This window comes from Lysinibacillus sp. fkY74-1 (genome assembly GCF_053165895.1).
In genome coordinates, this window is the sequence record NZ_CP170173.1 from 2,873,989 (window position 1) to 2,886,624 (window position 12,636).

Sequence of the window (12,636 nt, forward strand, 5' to 3'; positions counted from 1 at the left end):
TATAGCTACTAGGCTTGGACATTTTATAATGGAATATTACCATGTTTTTTCTCAGGACGCGTTTCCTGTTTAGTAGATAACATATCAAGTCCTTGAATCAGTTTGATACGTGTATCTCTTGGATCAATAACATCGTCTACCATACCGCGAGATGCTGCAACATATGGATTGGCAAATTTTTCTTTATATTCTTCAATTTTTGCGGCACGTGTTGCTTCTGGATCATCTGATTTCGCAATTTCACGGGCAAAAATGATGTTTGCAGCTCCGGCAGCTCCCATAACTGCAATTTCAGCATTTGGCCAAGCAAATACAAGGTCCGCACCGATTGATTTAGAATTCAGGGCCACGTAAGCGCCTCCATAAGCTTTACGTAAAATCACTGTAATCTTTGGTACAGTTGCTTCTGAATAAGCATAAAGAATTTTCGCACCATGACGAATGATTCCGCCATGTTCTTGTTTAACACCTGGGAAGAAACCAGATACGTCTTCAAATGTAATGATTGGAATATTGTAAGCATCGCAAGTACGGATAAAACGAGCCGCTTTATCGGAAGAATCAATATCTAATCCTCCAGCAAGAACTTTTGGTTGGTTACAAACAAGGCCAACTGACTCACCAGCAATACGTGCAAAGCCAACGACAACGTTTTTCGCAAATTCTGCATGAACTTCCATGAATGAACCTTCATCCACTACTTGCTCAACGACTTTACGTACATCGTAAGGACGTGTTGTTTCAATTGGCACTGTATCCACGATTTCTGGACGGTAGTCATCTCCCTCTGGTCGAGCTTGACGAGGTGCTTTTTCTTTATTGTTTTGTGGTAAATAGCTTAATAGTTTTTTTATTTCTTGAATTGCCTCTTCTTCAGATGGTGCACGGAAATGGGCATTTCCACTTACTGCATTATTTACTTTCGAACCACCTAAATCTTCAGCAGAGATTTTTTCGCCTGTCACTGTTTCTATTACTTTAGGTCCTGTTATAAACATTTGAGATGTTTTGTCTACCATTAAGATAAAGTCTGTAATTGCAGGAGAGTATACTGCTCCTCCAGCACATGGCCCCATAATCACTGAGATTTGCGGAATAACGCCTGAGTAAATCGCATTACGGTAGAAAATATGACCATAGCCATCTAGTGAAAGAACACCCTCTTGGATACGGGCGCCACCTGAATCGTTAATACCGATAAATGGTGTGCCATTTTTTGCAGCGAGATCCATAACTGTTGCCATTTTTTTTGCATGCATTTCACCTAGTGCTCCACCAAACACTGTAAAGTCTTGAGAGAATAAGTATACTGGACGCCCGTTAATTTTACCGAACCCAGTTACAACACCATCCCCAGGGCCTTCCATTTTCTCCATTCCGAAGTCTACTGTACGGTGAGTAATAAATGGGTTAATTTCAAAAAATGTACCTTCGTCTAGTAATAAATCAATACGTTCACGAGCTGTTAATTTCCCTTTTTCATGCTGTTTTTCGATGCGCTCATAGCCACCACCAAGTTCAATTACCGTCTTACGATCATACAAGTCATTGATTTTGTCGAACATATCCATATTAATCACTTATCCCCTTTTCCACTTTTATCACATAATTCATATAACACCCCGAAAGAAGATTTAGGATGCATGAACGCAACCTCTGCACCTCCAGCACCAGGTCCTGGCTCTTCCGATAAAAGACGTACACCTTTTTCACGAAGCTCAACCATACGCTCACGAATTCCTGTCACACCAAAAGCAATATGGTGAATACCTTCTCCACGTTTTTCAATAAATCCATGAATGGCACTTTTTTCACTCATTGGTTCTAATAGCTCCAATTTCACGTTGCCTGCGTCGATAAAGGCAACTCGAACTTGTTGTGAGTCTACTTCTTCCACTTTTAACAACTTTAAACCTAAAGTTTCTGTATAATATGTAATGCGTTCATCAAGATCGCGCACCGCAATCCCAATATGGTCTACTTTCTCCATGGTGACATCTCCTTCTGTTATGGTACATACTCTATTTTACAGACTTTTTTGTCAAAACTCTACTACTTGAGAAATTTTTCAGATTTGATAAACTATTTATAAGAAAAGAAGGAGCGAACGAGCATATGAGTAATAAAAAGTTTCAAAAAATCGTTGTTTATACTATGGTCGCAATCATGCTAATTTCATCTCTAGCATTTGGCTTATCGATGCTAGTTTAAGGCAAGACCATAGCGTCCACACTACTGTGGGCGCTCTTTTTTTACCTTTAAACCCTTAAATGATTGCTTTATTTCTAAATACCTGTCCATTTCCTCGATAAACTGATAGAGTGCGGCTTGTGCGATGAATTGCTCATGATTTTGCGGTAATGGTAGCTGCGAGAAATCATGTTTCACCTGCTCTAGCTTTTCACGATAGTGACTTGCTGTATTTCCAGAATGAATATGTCCTCCGAGGTCTTGTAAAAAATCTGCCACAATTTCAGCCTCTTGTACTATAACAGGTAATGTTGTAATTTTTGGCAACACTCTTTCGATTATTTCTAGTTGCCTTTCTCGCATATCGAAATACATATAGTAATCATTTTTACGTCTCGTAAAATGGTTTTCAACATCTTTAAATGCTAAGGACTTTGCATCATTTAAAGTTCGAATAGCTTCAATGATCTCATGCCCATCCCATAACGTATCCCCTTGCCGTAAATAGCTAGCAATTTCTAAAAATATCTTGCTGTATAGTTCCTCAATTTTAACTCTATAGTAATTTAATTCCTTTTGAATATCTGGCATATACATATTAATGGCTATACCGGTTCCATAGCCAATAGCCATTAATGCCAATTCATTATAAACAAGCGCCATCGAAAAACTTTTAGCGGCGTAAATGTGCATAATAATAACGACACTAGAAATAAATCCGTCTGCAACTCTCAAGGACACAATCGTTGGAATAAAAAGTAGTAACATACCCGCAAGTGTAAGTGGCTGATAGGAAAAAAGCTCAAAGCTCATAAAGGCAAACACCATGGCCACTATACTAGCAACCAATCGAGTGTAGGCTGCGTGAATGGATTTTTTCTTTGTTGGCTGTACACATAATATCGTTAGAATACCAGCAGAGGCATACGAGGCTAAATGAAAATATTGAGCAATGGCAATAGCAAGTGCTGCACCAATTGCTGTTTTTAAAGTTCGATAGCCGATTGAAAACTTCTTCAGGTCGACTGCCTCCTATCTTTTAGTACTCTTCAGTAAATACCACTAATTATTTAGCCAATATTACAAAAATTTTAATGGTAGTGCTGAACTATCTGTACATGATAATAAGTAGGAAGCCTACATAGATTAACTAACATTCTATGAGGCTCTTCTACTTAGTTATAAAGGATTGTTCTTATGCAAGAATTGTCTTAAAGCTCGTCACAATACTCTTCAAAGTTTGCTTGTAAGTTTGTTACAACTGACATCGGGTCATGTCCTTCAATTTCATAGCGCCCGACTTCAGCCACTACTTGTCCATCTTTTAATAAAACAAATGATGGTGAAGAAGGTAGGTGATCTTCCCCAAAATGATAACGTGCCGCTGCAGTCGCTTCTTTATCTTGCCCTGCAAATACTGTTACTAAGTGATCCGGGCGTTTATCGTAATGTACACATTGCGCTGCCGCTGGACGAGCAATACCACCCGCACAACCGCACACTGAGTTCACCATAACTAATGTTGTACCTGGGCGAGCAAATGCCTCTTCAACAGCCTCTGGTGTTTTTAGCTGTTCGTAACCAGCCGTTTCAATTTCAGCACGAGCTGTTTTTAAAATTTCCTGCATAAATAAATCGTAATCCATATTCATATAGCGATAGCTCCTTTCAAATCGCGTCAATTCAGCTTTTATAGTAGGTATTTGACGCACATACATCTCTTATCATAGCAGTTTGCAACGAATTTGTGCACCCACTTGCTCATACAAGTCAGTTGAATTTTCTAAGCTTTTAAAGAAACTAGTTTACTTCTCTACCTATTCCTCGCTAAATAAACGATCTACACCTTGTGTAACCGTTAGTTGGCCACTTAAGATTTGACGTTCCAGTAGCTGTACCTGTGCTTTACGTTGTGGATTCCCATAAAACATATCTATTAAATGATCAGTAATCATGGATTGGAACCACTCTTTTGTTTGTTTTTGACGTCGAGTAGCCCAATAATGATTTGTTTCAACAATTTGTTTGAATTCCTTTATGGTTCCCCAAACCTTATCGAGACCCCGTTTTTCCAGTGAACTAACGGGCATTGCAGTAGACATCCAGCCTGGTGTTGCCGGCTGTAAAAAATGTAGAATCTGTTTATATTCTGCGACAGTTTTTTTGGCAAGTCGCACATTATCACCATCTGCCTTATGCACAACAATGGCATCTGCTAATTCCATAATGCCCTTTTTCATGCCCTGCAATTCATCCCCGGCCCCAGTTAAAACTAAAAGCAAGAAGAAATCTACCATGCCTCGGACATAGGTTTCGCTTTGTCCCACACCAACTGTTTCAATGAGAATGACATCATAGCCAGCCGCTTCACAAACTAACATCGTTTCACGTGTTTTTTTGTGAACACCCCCAAGGGTACCAGCCGATGGTGAAGGGCGTACAAAAGCAGTCGGCTTCTTGACGAGCTCTTCCATACGCGTTTTATCTCCTAAAATACTGCCTCCGGATAAAGAGGAGCTTGGATCAATCGCAAGAACTGCTACTCGTTTTCCCATGTCACAAAGCATTGTTCCGAAAGCCTCAATGAACGAGCTCTTCCCTGCTCCTGGAACACCCGTAATGCCGATTCGAATACTCTTTCCTGTATGTGGTAGAAGTTCCTGCAAAAGCTCTTGAGCTTGAACTTTATGAGTGGCATTCGAGCTTTCAATGAGGGTAATTGCTTTTGACAAATGTGTGCGAGAGCCTGCACGTACTTGTTGTGCAAGCTCTCGAATATTAACAGTGTCGGCTTTTTTCTTTCGGAATTTTTTAGGTGTACCATATTGCATACCGTCGTGAGTCGCCTCGACTCCGTCCATCACAAACAGCGCACTTTCTTCCATTCCTTTGTTGTTGTCCATTATTCAGACACTTCCTCATAGCCTAAACGTTTGTAAATTTCCTCAATGATTTTCTGTGCGGATACAGGAATCACGGTACCCGGTCCAAAGATAGCTACTGCTCCAGCATTGTAAAGGAAATCATAGTCTTGTGCAGGTATAACACCACCCACAATGATGATAATATCTTCACGCCCTAACTTTTCTAACTCCGTAATCAATTCGGGCACTAATGTTTTATGACCTGCTGCTAACGAAGAGACACCGATGACATGTACATCATTTTCAACGGCCATTTGCGCTGCCTCAGCAGGCGTCATAAATAACGGAGAAATATCTACATCAAAGCCTAAATCGGCATAGCCTGTTGCGACGACCTTGGCTCCACGGTCATGTCCATCTTGTCCCATTTTAGCGACTAAAATACGCGGACGGCGGCCTTCGTTTTCAAGGAATTCTTCTGTCATTTGTTTCACTTCTGAAATTTGCTCCTCATCAGAGAAGTTGGCAGAGTATACACCCGAAATAGAACGAATTACGGCTTTGTGTCGTCCAGAAACCGCTTCAATTGCATCTGAGATTTCACCTAAAGAGGCACGTGCACGAGCCGCATCAACCGCTACAGCTAGTAAGTTTTCCTCGCCATCTTGTGCGGCTTTTGTCAAACGAGCTAAATGTTTTTGAACCTCAGCTTCATCACGTGCTGCTTTCATCGCTTCTAAACGTTCAATTTGCTTTTGTCGAACAATGGTATTATCAATATCTAGAATGTCAATTGGCTCTTCCTTCGTCAGGCGATATTTATTTACACCGACAATCGTCTCTGTCTTGGAGTCAATTTTCGCTTGACGTTTAGCAGCAGCTTCTTCGACTTTCATTTTAGGAAGACCTGTTTCAATTGCTTTCGCCATCCCTCCAAGTGCCTCAATCTCTTCGATTAATGCCCATGCAGATTTGGTAATTTCTTCTGTCAATTTCTCCACGTAGTATGATCCACCCCATGGATCAATTACTTTTGTCATTGCTGTTTCCTCTTGTAAAAATAACTGCGTATTACGTGCAATACGTGCGGAGAAATCCGTTGGAAGTGCAATGGCTTCATCCAATGCATTCGTATGCAGTGATTGTGTATGTCCCATTGATGATGCATTTGCTTCAATTAACGTACGTGCTACATTATTAAACGGATCTTGCTCTGTTAATGACCACCCAGATGTTTGCGAATGGGTACGTAAAGCTAAAGTTTTCGGATTTTTTGGATTAAACGTTGACATCATCTGTGCCCAAATACGGCGTGCCGCGCGCATTTTAGCAACTTCCATATAATAGTTCATGCCAATAGCCCAGAAGAACGATAGACGTGGTGCAAATGCATCGATATCAATGCCTGCTTTCAGTCCTGTACGAACATATTCCAAACCATCTGCTAACGTGTAGGCAAGTTCTATGTCATTCGTTGCCCCCGCTTCTTGAATATGATAACCAGAAATCGAAATAGAGTTAAATTTCGGCATATACTTCGCTGTATATTCAAAAATATCTGCAATGATTTTCATCGACATAGCTGGTGGGTAAATGTATGTATTACGCACCATATATTCTTTTAAAATATCGTTTTGAATCGTCCCTGCTAATTTTTCTGGCGTTACTCCTTGTTCCTCTGCTGCCACTATATAAAATGCAAGAACTGGTAGCACTGCGCCATTCATCGTCATAGAAACAGACATTTGATCTAAAGGGATTTGATCGAATAGAATTTTCATATCCTCGACAGAGTCAATAGCAACACCCGCTTTCCCCACATCTCCTGTAACACGTGGATGATCAGAGTCATAGCCTCTATGAGTTGCTAGGTCAAACGCTACAGATAAACCCTTTTGTCCCATTGCCAGATTTCGCTTGTAAAAGGCATTGGACTCTTCAGCTGTTGAGAAGCCAGCATATTGACGAACTGTCCATGGGCGAGCCACATACATGGTAGGGTATGGTCCACGTGTATTTGGTGCGATACCTGCTACATCATTTAAATGTTTAGCATCCTTGATATCTTCTTTTGTATAAATATCTTTAATTTCAATTCCTTCATTTGTCATAAACTTATCATCAGACGCTTGAGGCGCATTAGCTGATAAAACTTTTTCTATTTCAATTGCATTAAAATTTGGCTTACTCATCGTTGGACCTCCTTCATGCTCGCAAACACTGACTGTAATTTTTCAATGATGTTCTGTCCTGCGAAAATAAAACCGTTTAAGCCATTTGCTAACCAAGCTTCTTCTTCGTCTTTAAATTTCCCAGCTACATCCACAAGTACATCCGCTGGCTTGTCTGCTAAAATGGCATGGACAAATTCTTTTGTATCTTCGTCATTACCTGCAATGACAACATATTTAGCCTCTGTTGCCTTTAACCAAGCAATTGCCTCTTCAACAGTCGTCGCTGGTTCACTTTTTTCAGGAACAAGACCAACCGTATTTAAGAATCCAGCAATAAAATCTGCTCTTGGCTTGGAGCTTTTTAAAGTACCTAATGTTAAAATGCCTGTTTTCACATCGGCTGCCGTCATTTCAGCACGCAGCTTTTCGAATGGAATAGCACTTCGTTTAATGCTAGCAAATAACGGATTTGTTTCACATTCAAATGCGTCTGCTGGATTAGCATAAATATTTGTTCCAATTAATGATTGCTTACGTGTTTGTACAGCGTGAATACGAGATTGATACGATTTCTCTACTTCTTCAGCGAGCTTGCCAGATGCTGTGTATTCATCAATGCCTCCAGCTGCCTCGATTTCTAAGAATAATGCCCATGCTTCTTTGACAAAATCTGCCGTTAACGACTCGATAAAGTAAGAGCCACCTGCAGGATCTATAACTTTTAAGACATTTGTTTCTTCCTTTAAAATCAATGACACGTTACGAGCAATACGTACTGACTGTTCTGTAGGCTTTGTTAATACATCATGTGGATGAACTGTAAAGAGATCAGCACCGCCTATTAAGCCAGAAAGCGCTTCATTGGAGGATCGTAATAAATTCACGTAGACATCCAATTTAGAGAAGCTTCTTAATGATGTTTCAGCAACTGTTGGTATTTTTACATTTTGTGTAACACCATAGGCAGATGAGAACGCTTTCCAAAGTACTTTAAAAGCACGGAGTTTTGCAATCTCTGTAAAGAATTGTGTATCAACTGCAAAGGATACAAAAAATTTCTTGGAGAATGCCTCGAAGCTTTCTTCCTGTTCTACCCATTTTGCTGCTAATGCAAGTGCATAGGCTAATTCTTGAATGGCGTTGGCACCTTCATTATGATAAATAACTGTGTTAGCGCCGACTGAGCGCACGCTCGGAAATGCATGTAAAGAGATGGGTTGGGTCGAAACGATGAATCCTTGCACAGCTTCTCGTTGATCCAAAGCAATTTTGTCAAACACTGTTAATAATGGGTCTTTTGTATCTTTAATAGTAATTTTAAATGAATATTCTGAGAAATATGATGCTAATTTGACCAATACGTCTTCTGTCCAATCAAAATTAACACGACTGTCAATTGTAATAATTTCATTACCCCTAGCTAAACTGTCATCAAGCTGTGCAAAAAATGCTTCACTCGTATCTGCATGAACTTGCTGAGCTACTTGGAATGCTTGACTATTTTGTAGAGAACGGATTGTGGCAACTTGTCGATCGAGCTCATCACCAAGCTTAGCTACTAAACTTTCTTGTGTGTAAATGGGCTGTAGTGTAACACCCTCATTTGTTTTCGTGAATAGAGACTCAAATGGTTTCCCCTTTAAAGCTTTGATTGCTGCATCTTGCCAGTCAGAATAGGCCGGCTTTTCAAATTCAATATTTTTCATGTTGTTTGACATGCGGACGCTTAATCAGCTTCCCCCCTTAGTAGTTTCTATTTGTTATTCTACATGACAAATTGCGACTCGGAAAGCATAAAAAAAATCGGAAACCCTTATACAGCAGGTTTCCGACAAGTCATCAGTAGACTGACGTCGAAGATTTATTTGTATTTTCGAGTATTTCTTTTACTCTATTTAGGAATTTACCACATACTAGTCCATCCAACACACGATGATCTAATGATAAACATAAATTCACAATATCACGAGCGGCGAACATTCCACCTGGTAAAATGACCGGTTTTTTTACAATACTTTCCACTTGGAGAATGGCAGCTTGTGGATAATTAATGATACCCATTGATTGAATAGAGCCAAATGCTCCCGTATTATTAACGGTAAATGTACCACCTTTAATATCATCCATGGCTAATTTTCCAGTTCGAACTTTGTTAGCAAGCTCATGAATTTCTTTAGCAATTCCTTTAATGGATTTTTCATCCGCGTGTTTTATAACAGGTACGAATAGTGCATCATCCGTCGCTACTGCAATCGAAATATTGATGTCATGCTTTTGAATAATTTTATCCTCAGCCCACATAGAATTCATCATTGGGAATTCCTTCAAGGCCTGAGCCACTGCTTTTACAAAGAAGGCGAAATATGTAAGATTAAAGCCTTCCTTTTGCTTAAATTCACCTTTTAGGCTATCTCGATAAGCAACTAAATCTGTTACATCCACTTCCATCATCATCCAAGCATGTGGAGCTTCATGGACGCTTCTTACCATGTTATTAGCAATGGCACGACGGACCTTTGTCACTGGGATTTCAATGTCCCCAGGCTGTATAGGTGGTACTGGTGCTGCAGGCTTTTCTGCAAGCTGTGCTGGTGCAGGAGCTGGTTGTTCAGTTGTTGTTTGAATCGCTGCTGGCGTTGGTGCCGCAGTAGTTGCTGTTGGAATATTGCCCGTTTCTATAAGTTTTAATAAATCTTTTCTTGTAATGCGACCACCCTCGCCCGTTCCTGTAACTTGATCAAGGGCAATATCATGCTCCTGTGCAAGTCGTAGAACAGCAGGTGAATAGCGTACTTTGTCCTTACGCGCTTCTTTTGGAGCGACTGAAGAAGGAGTAGAAACGGGTTGTGATGCTTCTTGTTTCTTTTGAACACCTGCATTTAAAATGGCTGTGCTTACTGCCGATTTTTTTTCAGGTGGTGGTGGTGGTAACTCACTATCCCCTGCAATTTCAATCGAGCATACGACTGCGCCCACTGGTAATGTTTGACCTTCTTGTGCAATTAACTCCGTAATAACCCCTTCAAACGACGATGGAATTTCTGCATTTACTTTATCTGTCACAACTTCTGCTAAAGAATCATATTTCTTTACTGTATCGCCAGGCTTTACAAGCCATTTTTCAATTGTACCTTCTGTTACACTTTCGCCGAGCTGTGGCATAGTAATATTTTGAACCGCCATCATTTATTCCTCCCATCAATTAAGCCTAGGCGTCATTGTACCTGATGCAGCGCTATATTAGTAAACGTAGATAGGCAAATAGACAGATTTTGACTTTCAAACGGCTAAGTCAAAATCTGTTCTTCCGTCTGAGGCTTTCATTTTTTCAATCAGCCTTGCTTGGTATGTTAAAATGCCGCAAGTTCTCGCATCGCACGTTCCACTTTATCAGGATTAATCATAAAATATTTCTCCATGGTTGGTGCATATGGCATTGCTGGCACATCGGGTCCTGCTAGACGTTGAATCGGTGCATCAAGCTCAAATAAACAATGCTCCGCAATAATGGCAGCAACTTCACTCATGATACTGCCTTCTTTATTATCCTCCGTAACAAGTAATACTTTCCCTGTTTTAGTCGCCGCCTCGATAATTGCTTCCTTATCAAGGGGATAGACTGTGCGTAGGTCAAGTATATGCGCAGAAATACCATCTGCAGCAAGACGTTCTGCAGCTTGTAGCGCAAAGTGGACAGCTAACCCATAGGTAATAACCGTCACATCATCCCCTTCACGCTTCACATCTGCCTTGCCGATTGGTAATGTATAATCGTCTAGAGGCACCTCACCCTTAATTAATCGATAAGCACGCTTATGTTCAAAGAATAATACAGGATCTTCATCACGAATAGCTGCTTTTAGCAATCCTTTAGCATCATATGGTGTTGATGGGATAACTATTTTCAACCCAGGTGTACCCGCAAAAAGGGCTTCAACAGATTGAGAATGGTAAAGAGCCCCGTGAATTCCTCCGCCAAAAGGTGCACGGATTACCATTGGACAAGTCCAATCATTGTTAGAACGGTAACGGATTTTGGCTGCCTCAGAGACGATTTGGTTGACAGCTGGCATAATGAAATCAGCAAATTGCATTTCTGCGATTGGACGCATACCATACATTGCTGCCCCAATACCGACCCCTGCAATAGCACTTTCTGCAAGTGGCGTATCTAGTACACGGTATTCGCCGAATTGATCATACAGACCAGTAGTTGCTTTAAATACACCGCCCTTACGGCCAACGTCTTCCCCTAAAATGAAAACTCGTTCATCACGTTCCATTTCTTCTTTCATTGCTAATGTAATCGCATCAATATAAGACATAACTGCCATTACACGTCACCTCCGTCCACTGGTGCATAAACATATTTCATGGCATCCTCTGGTTGTGCATATGGAGCCGCTTCTGCATAATCAGTAGCTTCATTTACTTCTACCATAACACGTTCTTCGATTTCTGTACGTACTTTTTCAGTCATGACGCCTGCATCAGTCAGATACTTTTCAAATAACACAATCGGATCTTTTGCCTTTCCTTCTGCAATATCTTCAGCCGTACGGTATTGACGATCATCGTCGTCCGAGGAATGGGCTGTTAAACGATATGTGACTGTTTCGATTAAGCTTGGGCCCTCTCCATTACGTGCACGATCGGCTGCTTCTTTCACCACTTTGTAAACTTGTAATGGGCATTTTCCATCAACTGTCACACCTGGCATACCATACCCAATCCCACGATCAGAAACCTTCGCACAGCCTAACTGACGTTCTACTGGTACAGAGATGGCATATTGATTGTTTTCCACCATAATAATAACTGGCAATTTATGAACACCTGCGAAGTTGGCCCCTTCATGGAAATCCCCTTGGTTAGAGGAACCTTCACCAAGTGTCACAAAAGAAACAAAATCCTCATTTTGTAGTCGTCCAGCAAGTGCAACGCCAACTGCATGTGGCACCTGCGTAGTAACAGGTGAAGATCCTGTTAAAATACGGTTTTTCTTTTGACCGAAATGGCCAGGCATTTGACGTCCACCAGAGTTTGGATCTTCCGCTTTTGCAAATGCAGATAGCATCAACTCTCTTGGTGTCATACCAAAGTGTAAAACAACCCCCATATCACGATAATATGGCGCAATATAATCTTTATCTTTATTTAACGCAAAGGCCGCCCCTACTTGTGCTGCCTCCTGACCTTGACAAGAAATTACAAACGGAATTTTACCAGAACGGTTTAATAACCACATACGCTCATCTAATCTTCTGGCCATTAACATTGTTTCGAACATAGCAAGTACATCTTCATTTGACAAACCTAAATCTTCATGTTTGATTTGAACATCTTGCATACGAACACCCCTTTCGTATTATAGAGAAATAACTATCTTATCCTATATCCCCACATTT

General features: G+C 40.7%; 11 protein-coding genes. 1 reads left to right on the top strand and 10 read right to left on the bottom strand.

Annotated features, from left to right (window positions below; translation table 11 throughout):
- Positions 1-23: 23 nt before the first annotated feature.
- Together ACE1MS_RS14080 and mce are read right to left on the bottom strand one after the other, a co-directional pair.
- Entirely contained in the window at positions 24-1,571 is a 1,548-nt protein-coding gene (locus ACE1MS_RS14080) for an acyl-CoA carboxylase subunit beta (protein WP_012295034.1), read from the bottom strand.
- A gap of 5 nt (positions 1,572-1,576) precedes the next feature.
- Positions 1,577-1,990 (bottom strand): methylmalonyl-CoA epimerase, encoded by a 414-nt coding sequence (gene mce, locus ACE1MS_RS14085; RefSeq protein WP_012295035.1) that lies wholly within the window; start codon positions 1,988-1,990, stop codon positions 1,577-1,579.
- 125 nt (positions 1,991-2,115) lie between these two features.
- On the opposite strand from mce, the gene prli42 reads away from it, so the two are divergent.
- Positions 2,116-2,211 (top strand): stressosome-associated protein Prli42, encoded by a 96-nt coding sequence (prli42, locus tag ACE1MS_RS14090; protein ID WP_150907189.1) that lies wholly within the window; start codon positions 2,116-2,118, stop codon positions 2,209-2,211.
- 21 nt (positions 2,212-2,232) lie between these two features.
- Here prli42 and ACE1MS_RS14095 read toward each other — a convergent pair whose 3' ends face one another.
- The 8 genes from ACE1MS_RS14095 to ACE1MS_RS14130 form a co-directional block, all read right to left on the bottom strand.
- On the bottom strand, positions 2,233-3,210 hold the full coding sequence (locus ACE1MS_RS14095) for an aromatic acid exporter family protein (RefSeq protein WP_036162052.1): 978 nt from the start codon (positions 3,208-3,210) through the stop codon (positions 2,233-2,235).
- Between the two features lie 191 nt (positions 3,211-3,401).
- On the bottom strand, positions 3,402-3,842 hold the full coding sequence (locus ACE1MS_RS14100; protein WP_031417430.1) for a BrxA/BrxB family bacilliredoxin: 441 nt from the start codon (positions 3,840-3,842) through the stop codon (positions 3,402-3,404).
- Positions 3,843-4,007: 165 nt separating this feature from the next.
- Positions 4,008-5,093 carry a methylmalonyl Co-A mutase-associated GTPase MeaB gene (meaB, locus tag ACE1MS_RS14105; protein ID WP_012295038.1) on the bottom strand — a complete coding sequence of 362 codons (1,086 nt, stop codon included), beginning with the start codon at positions 5,091-5,093 and terminating at the stop codon, positions 4,008-4,010.
- Positions 5,093-7,246, bottom strand: coding sequence for a methylmalonyl-CoA mutase (scpA, locus tag ACE1MS_RS14110; protein ID WP_012295039.1), 2,154 nt, complete (start codon positions 7,244-7,246; stop codon positions 5,093-5,095). The genes meaB and scpA overlap by 1 nt, the downstream gene beginning before the upstream one ends.
- Positions 7,243-8,946 carry a methylmalonyl-CoA mutase family protein gene (locus ACE1MS_RS14115; protein ID WP_447402424.1) on the bottom strand — a complete coding sequence of 568 codons (1,704 nt, stop codon included), beginning with the start codon at positions 8,944-8,946 and terminating at the stop codon, positions 7,243-7,245. The genes scpA and ACE1MS_RS14115 overlap by 4 nt, the downstream gene beginning before the upstream one ends.
- Before the next feature lie 121 nt (positions 8,947-9,067).
- Positions 9,068-10,411 (bottom strand): dihydrolipoamide acetyltransferase family protein, encoded by a 1,344-nt coding sequence (locus ACE1MS_RS14120; RefSeq protein ID WP_036164099.1) that lies wholly within the window; start codon positions 10,409-10,411, stop codon positions 9,068-9,070.
- Positions 10,412-10,578: 167 nt separating this feature from the next.
- The gene (locus ACE1MS_RS14125) at positions 10,579-11,562 is read right to left on the bottom strand and encodes an alpha-ketoacid dehydrogenase subunit beta (protein ID WP_012295042.1); all 984 of its coding nucleotides are present in this window, start codon (positions 11,560-11,562) and stop codon (positions 10,579-10,581) included.
- The gene (locus ACE1MS_RS14130) at positions 11,562-12,578 is read right to left on the bottom strand and encodes a thiamine pyrophosphate-dependent dehydrogenase E1 component subunit alpha (protein WP_447402425.1); all 1,017 of its coding nucleotides are present in this window, start codon (positions 12,576-12,578) and stop codon (positions 11,562-11,564) included. Before ACE1MS_RS14130 ends, ACE1MS_RS14125 begins: the two co-directional genes overlap by 1 nt.
- Positions 12,579-12,636 lie beyond the last annotated feature (58 nt).